Source organism: Gudongella sp. DL1XJH-153 (assembly GCF_049310905.1).
GTDB lineage: Bacteria > Bacillota > Clostridia > Tissierellales > Tissierellaceae > Gudongella.
In genome coordinates this window covers 17524-35847 of sequence record NZ_JBMEMN010000023.1, presented here as the reverse complement: position 1 = coordinate 35847, position 18324 = coordinate 17524, and the positions used below count along the sequence as shown (strand labels likewise).

Here is an 18324-nt window from a genome sequence, read left to right as displayed (position 1 = left end):
CTCTCTTAAATCTGCTGCAGGTCTACCCTGTTATATTGTTTCCCAATTTCTTGAAGTGATTTTTCTTCTCTGTTATGACAAGTAAACATGATAACCTGTCTACCCTCATATTTCATAATGAAACCAAGGATATTTTCAAGTCTTTTATCATCATACTGTGAAAAGCATTCATCCAGAAATAAAGGAAATTCTTGTGACAGAAGCTCTTCCATAATTCCAATTCTCAGACCAAAGTATAATTGATCCAAAGTTCCACCGCTAAGGTTTTCCACTGGGATAATTCTTCTGGAAGTAGCTTCCACTAATCCAACATTAAGATTCTTATCAACTTTTACTCCTGAATATTTCCCATCGGTTATCGTGACCAGTAATCCACCAACTCTGCTGTTCAAAGTAGTTGCGTAATCATTATGAATCTCTCCAGACAGTTTTTTGATCCTATCCCTTGCAAACTCAAGAGATTCTCTTCTTGATACTAAAAGATTTTCATTTTCCTTTAGTCCCACCAACTTCTCATTCAGGGATATCTCCTCTTCAACAGCATCCTCAAGTTGCGATAAGGATCCCTCAACCTTCTTAAGCTTCAATTGTAGTTCATTATTCCTGTTTTGAAGACTGGAATGAATTTGAATGAGTCTATCTTTATCCTCCGATTCAATAGCTTCAAAACCTTCCCTAACGCTGTCATAAATTCTTCTAAGCTCCTCAATGTCTTCACCTTTTAAAGTTCTTTGTATGGTCTCCTGGTTATATGCTATCTCTCTTTTTATATCCCTGAACCTTGTTTTCTTTTTTAATCCTTCCTTAAATTGAGTGATACTATCTGAATCATTATTCTTTAGTATCTTATCTAGCTCTCTATGAAGCGACACTGAATCAATGTTTGAATCTCTTATTTTCGTAGACAGAGCATCATTTTTTGATTGAAGTTCTTTTAGGAGTTCCTTTTCTTGCTCTGCTTTGCTTCCACTTAATTTTGCTCTTTCAAAGTTATTATATAACTGATCTTTATCTGTCATTCTATGTTTTTTCAATATCTGTAGTTTCTCGTACACAATCAGGATGATATCTTCAATTTTACCTAATTCTATTCTATAAGCGCGCACTTTGGTTAAACAATAGACAAAAGGTATCAAGAGAATCTGAGTAAAGGCCAGAAAGACAATATTTCCCTGCGAAATAGAATAAATAAACAAAGACATATATATGATTGATAATAATGAAATCGTCCAGATGAGTAATGCTTTATATCTCTTCATCTTTTCCCAGTCATTCTGGAGGACCTCCAGACTTTCATCTTTTGGTGCAAGAAAATCAAGTTTTTGAAATCTACCACAATCTTCAATTAATTCCTTATGATCTTCAAGAAAATTTGTCTTTTCACTATATAGTTTCTCTACACTTTCCTCTATTTCAATAATTTGTTCATTCCAGGAAGCAATTCTTGAATTAATCAGCCCAATTTCTTCATTGATACCTACTGCCTCTTCATAGTCATCCTGCTTCTTGCTCTCATGTCCTATGACACTTTCTAGTTCTTCACCCAGATTCTTGTTCTTATCCCTTAACTTCAAAACCTCTTCGTATATTTCTAGCTTCTCCTGCATTTTAAGATGATGAATCATATCATGGTAATTAGTCAACTCCTTTTCTGTGTGACTTAATTCCATTTCAATACTTGCACGACTCTTCATCAACTGTCCATACTTTTTTGTTTTCTCCATAAGCAATGCCAATTTCTTTTCAGTATCAATAATCTCTGTTTTCAAACGTCCATATTCGGAAGTAGAAGCTCTAATGGTACCTATTTCTTTAAGTTGTTCATCAAGATATCCAAGAGCTTTTTCTACTGATATTTTTTCGTCACCACCTGTTGATGCATTGACTAGTCTTTCCCTGACTTCATATGCTAAACTTCTTTCGGGTCTTATGTTCTGTTGACCAATAAATAAGGTATTGTTGAAAACTCCACTATTTACTCCAAAAAAATACTCTCCAGGCTGTAAAACCCTAGAGTTATTAGCATTCTGGACCATTTTAGTTATATCCTCGCCTGTATTTTCGTGAAATACTTTGGTCTCTTCCCTGCCTTTTGAAAAAACTCTATAGATTCTATAGATTTCTCCTTCTTTTTCGAACACAATGCTCCCACTGTAACTCGATCCAGACCAAGGCAGAAATCTTTGGTGATCCTGTGAGTACAGAATTCTTTTTGAATATGGTTTTATAAATCCGTAAAACATACCATTTATAAAGCTGTGCAAAGTGGATTTGCCGCTCTCATTTTGACCATGGACAAGGTTAACACCATTTTCTAACCTAAGTGTAAAATCTTGAAATTTCCCAAACCCATGAAGATGTAGTTCAATTATCCTCATACTAGGTCACTTCCTTCCAAGAGAGCATAAATCCCAGCATAGAAAGCATCTTTCTTAACTGAATCATCAAAATCTTCATCAGAAAAACTGTCAATATACATTCCAAGAATATTTCCTCTATTCTCATATGAAATCTTTTCCAGATCAATATCTGGAACTGATCTGTCAATCAATTCCAGGTGATATACCTCTCTTTTGAATCTTGTTTCAAGAGCTTTCATGTCTATAAACAACGGTGATATTCCCGTGAGTACTACTCGGTAGAAATTACAATTTCGATTCTCTCCAGTTGATAGCATTAGCTCGTCAACAATTTTTTCAATGGTCATCTCCTTGGTTATTTCAATTTCAATTATGTGAAAGTTTCTTTTTGCAAAATTTACAAACCGATAACTGCCCTCATTAGACAATTCACCCTCAATAAATCCTCTGTGACCGGTTTCTCCAAAATCCAAAGGTTCCAGAGATCCGCAATAAGCAATATTTTTGTGAATAAACTCAGGGCTATGTATATGCCCAAGGGCTATATAATCCATTGTGAGTCTCTTCAGTTCCTCCACCTTAGGAAGAGGATAATCCCCATTGGACCCAAATTCTCCATGAAGCATCAAAATATTTTTATGACCTTTAACTAGCTTAATCTTTTCCAGTTCAGATTTCAACTCACCTTCGTTTCTTAGTGCTCCAATTCCCCAAACTGAAGTTTTAATCTTCTCAATAAAAACATGTTGCAGACCGTTTTGGTTTAAAATCGTTACATTATCCGGCCAGTCATCTCCTAAATATGGAGATTCGCTGGTTACAGGATCGTGATTACCTGGCAATATTACAATATGTTGATTTTTGGCAGTGCCTAAAGTGTCCTTAAGTCTCTTAATATTCTTAAGTGTCGATGAACCATCTTCAAATAAATCTCCGGATATGAGCACAAGGTCTTTTCTAGTTTTTATAGCATACTCAATCATATCCCCAAAGGATTGCCATAGTTCTTCTCTTCTCGCTTTACCTTTATCAGCTCCAAATGAAGCATTCTTAAATTTCATTCCCAGGTGAATGTCACCGGAATGTATAAAACTAATCATCATATCACCATTCCTATAAGTTGTGAAAACTTCTTATGTCAATACTATTCATCAATGATTTTATATCAGTCATATCAGGTTTTCCTTTATGACTGCGGTAGTCAAGAACACCACATGCAAATGACAATCTTGCAGTAGTCTCAAAATCATATTTCCTTATCATTCCAGTCGCAAATCCAGCAAGGATTCCACTATGCATGAAAACTCCGTTTGCCATGGATTCCTTCTCAATTTTCATACCGAATCCCTTCTCACTGTTCATTAATAAAAGTCCCATCTTCTTCATATCCACGACAACATATTCAATATCATTCTGAAATAGATATTGGCAAGCTCTGATTATATCACCTTCAAATTCAAGTTTAAGATTTGTAAGGCTTTCCAAACCTTCGATAGTTACTAAAAGTAAATAGGGAGCTTCTTGAACAATACCCTCCAAAAACTCAATCTTTGGTGCCACAAGCATTTTTCTACCCCATTCCCTGGATAGAAGAGCAATGTCCAGAGGCATATCATCAGGCATATTGGCTGGGTATTCCCCGCTCAAACAGATTATCTCACAGGTATTAAGTCCCTCTTTCAATTCCTTGTAAAACTCTGATATTTCATCTCTGTTAATACAAGGATATTTCTGGCTTATATCAAGTTTAGTGTCTTTAAAATTCAGAAGCGTCCTTTCAGGACTTTCTTCTCCAATATTAACAATAAATTCAAACACACCAGCATCACTTAGTCTGTTTTTTATAAACTCACCTGTGGAACCACCTGAAAAGCCGGTTATTTTAGACTGTTCGTTCATCAAGCTTAAAATCAAAGTGAGATATGCGCCTCCATCCCCCGGAATCTTTCCTGTAATATCAGCCATATATGACTTTGATTTCTCAAACTTTTCGTCTACGTCCAACCACTTGTTCAACACTGGATTCAAATCTATGGATAATATCATAATCAGTCACCCCCATTGGATACTATTATACCCTTATATATGTGTTTCTTGCAATTGTCTTTGCCAATTCATCATTGAAAAGGCTCTCTTATAATTATATAATTAAAGTAATCAAAGGAGGGGTATGCTATGGTAGATAATATAAAAAAAGATTCCACTGTATCAGAACTCAATTTAACAGAATCAGATAACAAACCTGGTTTTATTTTTGAATATGTAGACCAAAAGGGAGTCATAAGCAAAGTCAGCTCAATTCTGGCTGCAAACGATATAAATATTGCAAGTATGATTGTTACGCGAAATGATAACATTGCCACTATGAAATGTGAGATCGAGGGGGATCTGGATGAACATATCAAAAATCAACTATGCGAATCGTTCAAGTTCTTGAACACTAAATTTATAGACCAGGAATAATTGATGGCTGTCACGGATTACCCTTTACAAGGAGGAAGCCCATGAATATCGAACAAAGGCTTGAGGATTATCTAGCATCTAATAACAGAAAAGAGAAGATTGATGAATTAAGAAAAGACAGAAGTGTTTCTGTCATTTCTTTTATAGAAATTATTCATGATTTTTTAAACGAATTTAAACCCATGGAGCCGATTGAGTGGATTAAAACTATCTATGATTATGCCCTGTATAAATCATTCTCACATAAGAAAAGTGAACTAGTCCATATGGACAACATGGTTCTTTATGAAGAAGTGCTAACACTCTTGAGATATGTCAATGGGAGCAATCATTTCGACTATGATGTTAAGGATTCGATTGAGGAGTTTTATCGATTCATGGAAGCATATGACAAACTCTTTATTTTTGAAATAATGCAACTTGACATGGTTATCAATGGTTACAATACAATTGACCATGTTCTGGGAGTTAAGGATGTAGCTATGCACGTTGCTATGCAACTTAAGGAACTTGACCTACCAATTGATTTGGGCATTGTACTTGGTGCAAGCCTTGGACATGACGTAGGTAAATATGGTGTTGCTAAAGATGAACAAAACAGAGTTCCTTATCTGCACTACTTCTATACTGAACAATGGTTCAAACAATTGAGACTGGACAAGATTGGACATATATCGACGAATCACTCTACATGGGACCTTGAGCTTGAAACTCTTCCATTGGAATCACTTGTTCTTATTTATGCTGATTTCAGGGTTAAAAATAAAGACGTTGATGGAAGACATATAATGCATATATACGACCTTGACGAGTCTTTTCAGGTTATCCTTGATAAGCTAGACAATGTTGATGAGGCTAAAGAAATGCGATACAAAAGAGTTTACAGCAAGCTAAAGGATTTTGAAGAATATATGGAATCCATGGGTGTAAACACTACATTGAATGGCGAGCTTGAAAAGAAAGATAAGACGTATTGGAGTCTTTTACGTGGTGAAGATATTGTGGATTCCTTTAAGTATAAAGCTATTGAGAATAATATATTCCTAATGACTAATCTTATGGATCATGAAAAGTTCCTGGAGATACTTGAAGAAGCAAGAGGAGAATCCAATTGGAGAATATTAAGACTATATATTGAAATTCTAAAAGAGTACTCAACTTATCTGACTCAGAAGCAGAAAATAATGGTGTTAAGCTTTCTAACCGACCTCCTACTTCACAAGGAGGAAGATGTTCGGAAGGAATCAGCTGAACTGATTGGTAAGCTTTTAGCAAATTATGATGAGGAATACAGGAAAGAACTTCCCAACTCTGTGGCACGTAAGAAACCCGAAGAGACAAGTGTCGTTGTATTTAAGGAAATCCTGGAATCACTTTTGGTACCCAGTCACAAGATTGTTGACTCTCAAAATTTATGGCTATACAACTTGAAGCTTATAGTAAAATCATTATTTGAAAATTGTAATGAAGATAGTTACGGCGAATATTTTGATGCTCTTAACTACTTCTATCAAAGATCCAAGGAATTGATTCCGGTATCTCAATTCTATCTTGTACAGACAGTTAATTATTTGCCTTTAAATGGAATTGATTCAAAAAGAAGAAATCTATTCTACTCATATATAATTGAAATGGTGTCCTCAGATATATCAAACATCAGACTAAGTGCTCTAGACAGAGCTTCTGAAGTTATAACTCGAGTAAATGATGAAAACCTTTATTCACCTATGAAAGATTATCTGGAAATAAGACCTTTGAAATCCCCTATTCCTGCAGAAAATTACTTGAAATATATAATCTCTAACAAACTTTCAATGGACGACGATATTATAGCCAACTTCAGAGATAATTATCTCCAGGATCAGGCAAATGTTTCAGAGTTATTCCTTGAAAACCTTAAGACTGCGACAGATTGGACCACTAAAAAAATAAATATTGATATTCTATATGACCAAGTAAGAAAAAATCCAAAGGAAACGGGAATTCATACTGCTATACACCTGTGTAATATGCTCAAGGTAAGTGCCGTTGAAAGAGTTAGAAACTATAGTGGCTATACACTACTCAATATTATTCCAATGATTTCCCTTGAACAAAGAAATGATGTTGCTATTGAGCTTCTGAGAGCTTTGGAAATGGAAAACTATCAATTCACTAAGTTTATTCCAGAATATTTAGGCCATCTATTCCTTTATCTTCCACCACAGGAGCTTGATGAAGTGATTGATGACCTTGAGGAGAAAATCAAGGTTTCGAGGCCACAGACAATAATGCTGCTCTTGAATACAATCGGTACCACAATTATTAACTATCCAAAGTACAGAGAACTTTTCCAAGAGGATGAAAAGATAAATGAGAAACGTCTTAACAGGCTTCTTGGTCTACTCCTTGTTCCAATTGCATCATATAATGTAGAAATAAAAACCGAAGCTTTGAGGGTTATAGCATCAACAGTATTTAACTCCGATAAACTCACACACCATGAAAAACAAACTGTATTCAGAAGAATAGGAAAGAAAATACTTACACTTATAGAAGATTCCAGAGAAAACAATTTTGTTTTTTATAATAATGCTGCTTCTCTAAACCATATATATAGGTATATATCCGATTTTGAATTTGAACACGGAATTCTTGATGTTACTACTGATGAGGATGTTGTTTTCTTCCCTGGATCCTTTGACCCCTTCAGTCTTGGGCATAGAGAAATCGCCAAGGAAATCAGACGAAAAGGCTTTGAAATATATCTTGCAGTCGATGAGTTCTCTTGGTCAAAGCGAACGGAAGCGCACCAGTTCAGACGTAATATCATTAATATGAGCATTTCCAAGGAAGATGGAGTTTACCTTTTTCCCAAAGAGATTCCAATAAATATAAGTTCCGACAGGGATATGCTAAACTTACGAGAAATATTTGGAGACAGAGAAGTATATGTTGCAGTAGGTTCAGATGTAATAATCAATGCTTCAGCATATAAGAAAAGTCGAGAAATATTGAATTTTTCTCATGTAATATTTGATAGAAGGTCAGACCAGTCTCATAAAGGTGACAAAGACGCTCTAGAAGAAGCTATTGCTCGTATAAAAGGCAAAGTAATTCAATTAACATTGCCCACCCAGTATGAAGATATCAGTTCGACACAAATCAGAGATAATATAGATAAAAATCGGGATATATCAAAGCTTATAGATCCGATGGCAGCAGATTACATCTATAACTACGGACTTTACATCAGAGAACCACTTTACAAGACGCTAGTAGAAACGAAAACTCTAGACGTTGAAGTACACCGAAATCTAAGTAGTGAGATCCTTATATACCTAATGGATAACTTCGGCAACAGAATAATTGAAGAAGGAATACTCAATCTAAGAAACAAAATGAGCTACAGGATAATTATTCTTAAGGACATGGAAACAGGACTACCTCTAGGCTTTTCAGCTTTTTATTGGGTCAGACATAGTATGCTTTACGATGAGTTCGAAGACCAGAAATTGACAGACTATATCCGAACTTATGCAAAAGGTAGGACCGCTTTTATATCATGTCTTTTTGCAAGAGACGATAATGACAATCTGATGGATATGGTATTAAACGAGACCCTTTCTATTGCTATAAACAGAGACTACAACTATGCTCTTTATTGCAATACAATGATATCAGGAGTTAATGAGAAAGCTGAAGAATACCTGTTGATGCAGGGATTCTCAAGAATGCCTTTCCAGCATAAAGACTCCCCCATGTATATGGTTGACATGAATAATCCCATAAGTATTAATCTGGATTTGGAAAACACTCTGAAAGCTCCTTATGATAGTGACCCAAGAATCCAGAAAGTAATAACTTCAACCCGAAAAAAACTCAAGCGAGCCTTGGCAGACCTTTATCCAAATGAATTGCTGATTTCTTTTAACAGAGACATGGTGTACAGCAAGCTTATTCAAAAGCTTTGTGATGAAAATGGAGTTTCGATAGTAGATAGTAAAAAGAAATCCTTGGGGGAGAAGATGTGTGTACCGTTTGGTATAATACTCAATAACTCAATAATTCCAAACACTGTCACAAAGACACTCCATACTGAAAGAATATTTGCACCTGATATACACAGCTTTACAGTAGGTGAATTTCCCAACTATTTATCACTCGAAGGTCAGTGCAAGACGATAAAATCATTCGAGAGACCTGTAATTCTATTGGATGATCTTCTGCACAAAGGTTACAGAATTAAAATTGTTGAACCTCTTTTACGAAAAGAAGGAATAGAAATTTCCAAATTGTTCGTAGGCATTCTATCAGGTAAAGGAAAGGAAATTGCTCAAATCAGGAATTTGGATGTTGAATACGCTTACTTTGTGCCAAATCTTAGATTATGGTTCAATGAAAGTAGTCAATACCCCTTCCTAGGTGGAGATATGGTGAGAAAGGATTATCTGGAATCAAACCTAATACCAAGTATCAACTTTATCCTCCCTTATGTATCTCCTAGATTTATTAAGGATATTACACAGGATTCAATATACAATCTGTCTGAGATTTGTCTAAACAATTCTTTGGACCTCTTAAAGATAATTGAGGAGGTTTATCAGGAAATAAATGAAAAGAACCTTACACTTGCTTCGCTGGGTGAAGTTATTTTCACACCAAGATATCCAGATTTGGAGCGTAGCGTATTCCGGAAAAGGCATCAAAAACCTTCCACTTTCCTGGAGATGGACATCCATTACCTTAAGAGACTGGAACATACACTGAGAGGGCATATGAGATGATAAAAACTTACTATTATAAATACAATGACAAATTACTGTTTTCACTTTTTAAAATCTCTTCCTTGGATCCCATTTCGAGAGAAGAGATCGTCGATGCCAAAGAGACAGTATATTTTCTTAAAGCCATGGATCCTTTCTCTTCAAGAAGAGGTTTTCTGGTAACATCATCTTCACAGATTGTATCAGACACTGAAGGACTGGATCTTCTGCAGAAAAATGAAGAGGATTTTGATCTGCCATCTTGGATTGAACAAAAAATCTCTAATGGTACTATCAAGTGTATTAACATTTCCTTCCCCACTTGGAAAGATGAATTAAATCACTTTCCTGATCACTGGAGAATTAATGTTATCGCTCTTGGCGATGTTGGAAGTACACTTCTGATAGGGCTCAGGCTTTTAGGCTCAAACATGACTATCGGAATATATGATAGAAATCCTGACAAAATGAAAAGATGGGAACATGAATTGAATCAGATAAGACGACCATTTGATGAGGCTTCATTCCCAAAGGTTGTACCAATGGATGAAAATGGTTTATTCGATTGCGACATGCTTGTATTCTGCGCATCAAAGGGTATTCCACCAGTCGGATCTGAACATGTTGATGTACGAATGGTACAACTCGAAGGAAACAGAGAGATTCTAAGAAAATATGCCAGAATTGCCCGTGAAAAACATTTCAAGGGAATATTCGCAGTTGTTAGCGATCCTGTTGATCTGCTCTGCAGAGGACTTTATCTTGATTCAAACCTTGATGAAAGTGGAAATCTGGATTATATGGGTCTAGCTCCCAACCAAATAATTGGATATGGTCTAGGTGTAATGAATGCAAGAGCTACTTTCCATGCGGAGAGAAATCCTGAACTAATGCAGTATCTTAAAGAAGGTCAGGTCTTTGGTCCTCATGGAAAGGGCTTGATAGTTGCTGACAGTATGATAAACTACAATGAGGAGCAATCGCTTTTACTTACAGTCAAAACCCTTGATTCAAACTTGGAAATCAGAAAGTTTGGATTTAAACCTTATGTAGCTCCAAGTTTGTCATCAGGTGCACTTTCCTTGATAGCTACCATAAGAAATGAATACTTTTATGGGTCTTCAATGGTCGGAGAAGTATTTATGGGTTCAAAAATAAGACTTACAAAACAAGGTATTGAAGTTCCGTCATATGATCTGGATTCAATGCTAAAAAAAAGACTTGAAGAAACCTATAACGAACTGAGGAGTATAATATGAAACCATTTACGCTTATCTTGCCATCAAAACCCTCCCCTCTTCTACAGAAAATGATAGACAAGGCAATAAACGGTGAGGATTTTAATGTTATCAACAACGAAGAGAATTTACCTGACTTAAAGGGTCACAATATTCTATTTGCAATAGAATTAAATTCAATAGGTATTAATCCTCAAATAAATCGAATCCTTGAGGAGCTTGTCAATAGAGGGAAAGATTCCTTGAAAAATTCAAGAGGTTCAATACTGATTCATAGTGGATACGACAACTTTACGAAAACTGCAGCTCAGGATATTGTATTCATTGCAAACCAGTTGGGTTGTACTTTCCCTGGCAGACCTGTAATAGAAGCAAATCAAAATTTGGACAACTACATCCCCTTAAAAAAAATATATGATTTATCTTTGGAGGATATTTGCCTCAAAAAAAGTGAAGAACTTGGAAGAAGACTTCTTTCAACTCAGGAGTATTTCAGAAACAAGACGATTGCGGTTCTACATTCTTCCAACAAAGGTACATCCAATACATATTCTCTTTGGGAAATGATTAAGGAACACCTTCATGATGTGGAAATAAATGAAGTTTATCTAGGGAATGGAACGATTACAGACTGCAGAGGATGTAGCTACAAAACCTGTAAGTACTTTGGAAAGCAGACTAAATGTTTTTATGGTGGTGTAGTTGTAGAAGAAGTTTATCCTGCAATTCAGGATGCCTCGACCATAATATTCCTTTGTCCAAACTATAACGACATGATTACAGCAAATATTGTAGCAACAATCAACAGACTTACAGCCTTGTTCAGAAAAACGAAATTCTATGACAAAAGAATCTTTACCGTGATAGTATCTGGTTTCTCCGGTGGTGATGCTCTAGCAAAGCAACTTATAAGTAGCTTAAATATGAACAAGACTTTTGAGCTTCCTCCTGAATTTTCAATAATGGCTACTGCAAATGATCCCGGATCAATTTATAACGTACCTGATATAAATGCAAAAGCTGAGAAGTTCGCAAAGCATATACTTAAAAACATCTAGCCTGATATATTCAGGCTATTTTTTTGCATAAAAATAAAGCTTCCTTTCCAAACATGGGAGGTCTGACCGTTTCCAGTCAGGCCCAGGCTGGTATTCTTAGACATTAGTCCTTAGAAACTACAGCTCGGAAACCTTTAATAAAACTTAGGATTTACTCTTGTCTTCTTTTAAATCTACGTTCAAATCCTCTGTGACCTTACTGGCATGCCCTTTAAACTCGCCAATTGCTTTCCCTAGTGATTTTCCTATTTCAGGAAGTTTTGATGGTCCGAATATGACAAGTGCGATTGCAAGTATCAGTATTAATTCCGGAGCTCCTAGTCTACCAAATCCCATATTAATCCCTCCTTTAAAAGCTGCTAACACTTATATTTATATAACTTGCTACTATAGCTACATCAATACTCTTTCTTTGTGTGTGTATACTGTAGCATTTCTTGATACAGCTCTTCCTACTAATGTGATTCCAAGTTTCAATGCAAGTTCTACTGCCAGTGAAGTTGGATTGCTTCTTGAACATATCACAGGAACACCTGCACGTGCTGATTTAAATACCATATCAGCTGATATTCTGCCAGTGGTAATTATTGTTGTTTTACCAATATCCCACCCTTTATAAGTTGCAAATCCAATAACCTTGTCATGAGTGTTATGTCTAGCTACATCTTCCATTGTAACAACTTGCTTGTCGTAGATAATAGCACTTGCATGAATTCCCCCATGCCTTCTATATCTTTCGGAATCTTGATACATAATGCTAAATGCATCTCTTATCCTCTTGAAGCTAACCAAAACATCTGAAATATTTACAGCAAGCTCTGAAAATTCTTCAGGAATATCACATATAGATCCGCATCCAGTTCCAAAAACATCTTTCAGGCTAAACCTCTTATCCGAAACATTTTCTGCTATAACATAAATTTGTCGAAGATCTTCGCATGCTGCTACAGTCATTATATCCGAGAACGATTTTACAACTCCAGTATTGATTAAGTGTCCAATTGCAAGCTCCCTTAAATCTGATGGAGTACACATTAGAGTTATAAGCTTTGAACCATTAAGGTTTATAGTAACTGGAAATTCTTCTGACAGCTCAATTGAATTTATCATATCCAGCATTTTCCTACCTCCTAATTAAGGATTTTCATCCTGACCTACTTCTATCCATTCTGCTAGATAATCAGCATATCCCTTGGACATGTATTTTCCAGAATATATAAACAATGCCCCGTTGCTGGCACTTGTAAATTTAAGATCATTGTATTCACTATCAAAGGATATTTCCGATAGCATCTCCTCCAACTCACCCGAGGATAAATCGTATGGTGGGAGATTAAACATTGTTACATAGGTGGGTCTTGGATATCTCCTTGATTCCTCCCTTACTGTATCAGCAACTAGTCTAATGATGTCCTTATTCTTGACTCTGATTATTATTCCTGCATACTTATCTGTCATCTCCTTGCCTGAATAATAGAATGTCTGAGCCTCAGCATCCTCGATGGTTTTCAACTCCAGTTCATCCTTTAAATTCAACAGCATCTCAGGAACATCAAGAGTCTCATCAACCTTATCCAGATTAAGTAAATGTTCAATCTCAAGGACGGTAAGTATCTTTCCATCCCTAGAATTTCTAATTAGAATTTCAGACAAATCTTCTTCAATATTTTTCTTATTCACTACCACTTCATCCCCTTCTAAGGTATAAGATTCATTGCTTCAAGCTCTCTTGCTGCAAAATCTAATCCAAGTCTTTCAAGAGTTTCTTTGGTTGGCGCACCAGTTTTAATGTCCCATCCCATTTCTTCATAGAACATTGTCAACGCTGTCTGCATATCATTTCTTTCCATTTTTATTGTTCCTTCAGTAAAAGGTTCCATTTCTGGATCCATATCATAAACCCAATCCATTATAACGTCATGCTCACTTCTCATATCCACTGTACCCATTTGTTTCACGGTTAATGCTCTGTGAAGAGTGAATACTCTTTCTGCCGCTAAGTCAAGTGACTCTTCCGTATAATCATCACCAGTGACTATGGACATGTATTTTGATTCAAGTGCAGTATCTCCTCTATAGTTTCTTTCCTTTAAAGGTGAAACCATCATAGGCCACATCCAGTTACATACAGTCAATGAGTCATGAAGTACATTTCTAAGAATTGACCATTTAGCAAACTTAGCCTTATATTTATTCATAGGAGTATATTTCGCAGGAAAATCTAGTGCTTCTTCAGATCCCCATATCTCAGCTGACACTTCTTTCAAAATATCAGTAGGCAACCCTGATCCTATTAAATTCATATGTGTATGTGATTGAGAATCCCTATTAAACATACATGAAATTAATGCTCCTACTTGTGCACCTGCTTCATTACTATGATGCACCGGGAATCCTAGAGGTGACCATATCTTGTAATCCTTACCATGCCAGAAATCATCACCAAAATTCCATCTTTTTGCAATCCAGTATGTACCATCGCCAAGATGACTGAATTCACCTTCTTTAAAAGTTATCCTTCTATAGAAATCCTTTAAAAATGCTGGATCTCCTGCTTCAAGTAAATCAAACGGTATTGAATTGTACTCTTCCTCTGATAATACTTCCTTCAACTTACCTGATTCATATGCATATTTAAAATCTCTACCTATCATTCCATAATTGCACCAAACTCCGTAATCATTTGCCAATTGTGAACCAAGACTCTTAGATATCAATCCAGCGTCACCTTCTTCAAACTGATCAGAAACACCTTTAAACATTACACCGCCAGGAGAATGATATCCCATACAAGTATTTGAAACGTATCTTGACACCCCGAATTTTTCAAGTTGTGGTACTTCCAACTGTGAGAAGCATCTTATAGGACATGACTGGCATCCACCCATTCTCTTAGTATACTTTTCAGCGAGTGGACCAAGATCCTTGACTCCTTTTTGTGTTCTAAGCCCTACAGTCTTAATATCACCAGGAGGGATTTCTCCTGTTTCAACTGGCGGCTCTGCTGCACCCCAATACAAGCCTTTTTGTGCTGTCCATCTACTACCTTTTGCATCGAACTCAGCCCATGGTTGAGGTGTACTAGGAACAACATGATTGTTATTTGCGCCTATCAGCTCCTTTAGCATATATCTATTTGTATCCAATAAGTCTTTTCCACTTCTTGCTATTTTCAATGAACCTGTGCCTATTATTCCAATTGCCTTAAGCTTCTTTGCTCCCAATATACTACCATGTCCACCTGCTGAATGTGAATAACCATTCATAATTACAGAAAGATTTACCAAATTTTCTCCAGCTTGACCAATTGCAGCAATACTGGCTTCTTTGCCCATCTCAGATGATACAAGTGCTGTTGTATTATTGATACCTTGACCCCACATCTTAGATGCATCTTCAATTGACACAACATCATCCTCGATCCTTAACCAAACAGGTCTTCCTGACTTACCTTCAACAATTATCGCATCATACCCTGCATATTTCATTGAAGCAGCAAAATTTCCTCCCATATGAGAGTCTGCAACCATTGGCTTGGGAGTAGTTAAAAAAAGAGATGTAATATTAGTCCTTGAACTACATGGCGCTCCTGAACCGGTCAGTGGACCAGTTCCAAATACGATCTTATTTGTTGAATCGTGAGGGTGTGTACCAACTGGCACCTCATCAAAAAGTACTTTGTATCCTATTCCCATACCACCTATGTATTCCTTATACTTACTAGTATCTTCCGTCGTAATTTTTCCGTTTGACAGGTTGACTCTTAGAATCTTTCCTGCCCATCCGTATGAAACTGTCATATTCTTCCCTCCTTATAATCCATTATGAAAATCTATATCCATTTTTTCTCATTGCTTTTTTTACATCTTCCCATGGTATCATCCTTAGTGCTCCAGTCGGACAGTTTTCAGCACAGTATCCACAAGCAACACATTTAGTGGATTTCTTAGTCTCTGGATCCACTGTTGGCATGTTCCAAGGGCAAGCATCTCTACACGCTCCGCACCCCATACATTTTGAAGCGTCTATTACACGTGCATTTCCTTGTTTTGAATCTGAATAGATTGCTCCTGTAGGACAAGCTCTTCCGCAGTAAGGTTCCCTACACTGTTTACAAGTCTCAGGACTCATTGAAAGATTACCAAATTGCCCATCTTGTCTGTAATAATCAATTCTTGGGCCCTCACTACCAAAATTGTAGTTCTCTGAAACTTTGACTCGGGAAATATAAGGTTGAATCTTTTCATCATGGATTGACGTGCATGAAATCTCACATCTCTGGCACCCTGTACACCTTGATGCATCAGCAACTAGTAGTCCACTTGGCAAAGCATAAGCTACCGTTTGTTCGCTTTCACAGCCAAGCATACTTAGTATGGACATTGAGATTACAGCTCCTCCAAAACTTTTTCCTGTAAGCTTTAGAAATTCTCTTCTTGTGGTCTCACGTTCCAAAAACTTCTTTTTTGAGTTTTCTTCCATATTTACCCTCCTTCGTTTGTTATATATCAAACTAGATTTATTTAAATAGCACTTTCTGCTAAGTAATGAATATATGACCCTAATTCACAACATTTACATAGCGCTACTTATGTTAATATATTAACATAAGTAGCGCTATGTTTCATTATTTTTTTTGTTTTTCAATATAAAACATATGCCTTATTATTTGTTCGAATTCTTCTACATTAAAATAACGGGGAATTTCTTCCCCGCTTAGCTTGCATTTCTATTCAACTGACTCCAGTCTGTGTCTTACAACCTTTTCAATCAACTCAACCTTATCCTGAGCGTCTTCTCTTGATTTACCTTTTGAGTAAATGTAGAGTTTTATTTTTGGTTCAGTCCCAGAAGGCCTTACAGCATACCATGAACCTTCATCCATATAATACTTAAGAACATTTGATTTTCCTGCATCGGTTTCATCTCTAAGATAATCTACCGTTTTTTGAAGCATCATTTCACCGATTGAATCTATGGAATGGTGTCTGATATCATCCATCATCCTTTTGATTCTTTCCTGTCCTTCCACTCCCTCAAGAACAATCGAAATTAGCTTTTCGTAATAATATCCGAATTCCTCGTAGATATCCTCTAGTACTTCTAGTAGGTTTCTTCCCTCTTTTTTATAGTATCCTGCCATTTCTGCAATCATCATTGAAGAAACAACTGCATCCTTATCCCTTACCAGATCCTTGTAAACATAGCCGATACTTTCCTCGTAACCGAACACGAAATTGAATGCTCCAGTTTCCTCCCATTCATTGGCTAGTGCACAAATATTCTTAAAACCTGTCAGAGTTTCAAATGTTGTTACATCATACTTCTTTGCAATGGCTTTTCCCAGATCACCAGTTACAATACTCTTGACTATTGCAGGATCTTCAGGTAGATTGCCTTTCTTGCTTCTTTCAGAAAGTATATAGTAGATCAACAATGCTCCTGTCTGGTTGCCATTCAAATAGGTATAATCCTTCTTCTCATTTCTAACAGCTATTGCAACTCTGTCACAGTCCGGGTCTGTAGCCAATAATAAATCTGCATCTTTCTTCAGTCCCAACTCTCTCGCATATTTAAATGCCTTGCTATCCTCTGGATTAGGATAGCCTACTGTTGCAAATGCATAATCAGGCTCTGCCTGCTCAGGTACTACAAAAATATTATTGAAACCTCTATCACTTAAAACCCTTCTTACAGGAATGTTTCCTGTACCATTTAATGGTGTGAAAACAATTTTGACATCCTTGTCAATATCATCATTTATTTTCATTTTTAATAGCTCTGAATAATACTCTTCATCAATTTCTTTACCAATAATTTGGATTAATCCCTTATCCTTTGCTTCTTCAAAATCCATCATCTCTATTTCTTTGTAATGGCCTATTCCATCAATCTCCTCGAGTATCTCATCTGCTACATCATCTAGAATCTGTGATCCTTCCTCCCAATAAGCCTTGTAGCCATTGTACTCCTGTGGGTTGTGGCTGGCTGTTACAACTATTCCAGATTGAGTGCCTAGCTTTCTAACTGCATATGACAGCATGGGTGTAGGTCTGATATCATCAAATAAGTATACTTTAATACCCTTCGCTGCCAGTACCCTTGCTGCAATTTCTGCAAACTTATCTGAACATAACCTTACATCATATGCAATAGCTACTCCTTTTTTCATGGCTTCTTTACCATAGTTCTCAATAGTACGTGCAAGACCTTCCGTTGCAAGGCTTACAGTGTATATGTTCATTCTATTTGTTCCTGCACCAAGCTTACCTCTCAACCCAGCCGTACCGAACTCAAGGTCTTGGTAGAACCTATCTTCTATCTCATCCTCATCAGTAAGTGCCTTCAGTTCCGCTGTTGTTTCTTCATCAAAAAATGGATCATCGATCCATGATTGATATTTCTCTCTATAATTCATCTTCATCCCCCCATTGGTAATATCTTTACATATCCTTTTAAT

The 18324-nt window shown here is 36.4% G+C and carries 13 protein-coding genes and 1 riboswitch; of the genes, 4 read left to right on the top strand and 9 right to left on the bottom strand.

Features of this window, described 5'->3' with window-relative positions; translation table 11 throughout:
* Positions 1–5 precede the first annotated feature (5 nt).
* The 3 genes from ACOEN1_RS09600 to ACOEN1_RS09590 are packed head-to-tail and all read right to left on the bottom strand — an operon-like array spanning position 6 to position 4406.
* Positions 6–2378: an ATP-binding protein gene (locus ACOEN1_RS09600; RefSeq protein ID WP_422486677.1), complete on the bottom strand. Its 2373-nt coding sequence runs from the start codon at positions 2376–2378 to the stop codon at positions 6–8.
* Complete coding sequence (locus ACOEN1_RS09595) at positions 2375–3460, bottom strand: metallophosphoesterase family protein (protein WP_422486676.1); 1086 nt, start codon at positions 3458–3460, stop codon at positions 2375–2377. Before ACOEN1_RS09595 ends, ACOEN1_RS09600 begins: the two co-directional genes overlap by 4 nt.
* A 13-nt stretch (positions 3461–3473) precedes the next feature.
* Complete coding sequence (locus ACOEN1_RS09590; RefSeq protein ID WP_422486675.1) at positions 3474–4406, bottom strand: PfkB family carbohydrate kinase; 933 nt, start codon at positions 4404–4406, stop codon at positions 3474–3476.
* 129 nt (positions 4407–4535) lie between these two features.
* On the opposite strand from ACOEN1_RS09590, the gene ACOEN1_RS09585 reads away from it, so the two are divergent.
* The 4 genes from ACOEN1_RS09585 to ACOEN1_RS09570 are packed head-to-tail and all read left to right on the top strand — an operon-like array spanning position 4536 to position 11864.
* Complete coding sequence (locus ACOEN1_RS09585; protein WP_422486674.1) at positions 4536–4823, top strand: ACT domain-containing protein; 288 nt, start codon at positions 4536–4538, stop codon at positions 4821–4823.
* A gap of 41 nt (positions 4824–4864) precedes the next feature.
* Positions 4865–9589 (top strand): cytidyltransferase, encoded by a 4725-nt coding sequence (locus ACOEN1_RS09580; RefSeq protein ID WP_422486673.1) that lies wholly within the window; start codon positions 4865–4867, stop codon positions 9587–9589.
* Positions 9586–10827 (top strand): lactate dehydrogenase, encoded by a 1242-nt coding sequence (locus tag ACOEN1_RS09575; protein ID WP_422486672.1) that lies wholly within the window; start codon positions 9586–9588, stop codon positions 10825–10827. The genes ACOEN1_RS09580 and ACOEN1_RS09575 overlap by 4 nt, the downstream gene beginning before the upstream one ends.
* A complete protein-coding gene (locus tag ACOEN1_RS09570; RefSeq protein ID WP_422486671.1) occupies positions 10824–11864 on the top strand; it encodes a flavodoxin family protein in 1041 nt (346 codons plus the stop codon). The genes ACOEN1_RS09575 and ACOEN1_RS09570 overlap by 4 nt, the downstream gene beginning before the upstream one ends.
* Before the next feature lie 24 nt (positions 11865–11888).
* A riboswitch (molybdenum cofactor riboswitch) is annotated at positions 11889–12006 on the bottom strand.
* Positions 12007–12008: 2 nt separating this feature from the next.
* On the opposite strand, the gene ACOEN1_RS09565 is transcribed toward ACOEN1_RS09570, so the two are convergent.
* From ACOEN1_RS09565 to ACOEN1_RS09540, 6 genes are all read right to left on the bottom strand, one after another.
* A complete protein-coding gene (locus ACOEN1_RS09565) occupies positions 12009–12200 on the bottom strand; it encodes a twin-arginine translocase TatA/TatE family subunit (protein WP_422486670.1) in 192 nt (63 codons plus the stop codon).
* Between the two features lie 57 nt (positions 12201–12257).
* A complete protein-coding gene (gene fdhD, locus ACOEN1_RS09560) occupies positions 12258–12983 on the bottom strand; it encodes a formate dehydrogenase accessory sulfurtransferase FdhD (protein ID WP_422486669.1) in 726 nt (241 codons plus the stop codon).
* A 15-nt stretch (positions 12984–12998) separates the two neighbouring features.
* On the bottom strand, positions 12999–13544 hold the full coding sequence (locus tag ACOEN1_RS09555; RefSeq protein ID WP_422486668.1) for a hypothetical protein: 546 nt from the start codon (positions 13542–13544) through the stop codon (positions 12999–13001).
* Between the two features lie 17 nt (positions 13545–13561).
* Positions 13562–15664 carry an aldehyde ferredoxin oxidoreductase gene (locus tag ACOEN1_RS09550; RefSeq protein ID WP_422486667.1) on the bottom strand — a complete coding sequence of 701 codons (2103 nt, stop codon included), beginning with the start codon at positions 15662–15664 and terminating at the stop codon, positions 13562–13564.
* Positions 15665–15686: 22 nt separating this feature from the next.
* Positions 15687–16346 (bottom strand): ferredoxin-like protein, encoded by a 660-nt coding sequence (locus ACOEN1_RS09545; protein ID WP_422486666.1) that lies wholly within the window; start codon positions 16344–16346, stop codon positions 15687–15689.
* A 247-nt stretch (positions 16347–16593) separates the two neighbouring features.
* Positions 16594–18282 (bottom strand): phospho-sugar mutase, encoded by a 1689-nt coding sequence (locus tag ACOEN1_RS09540; protein ID WP_422486665.1) that lies wholly within the window; start codon positions 18280–18282, stop codon positions 16594–16596.
* Between the last annotated feature and the right edge of the window lie 42 nt (positions 18283–18324).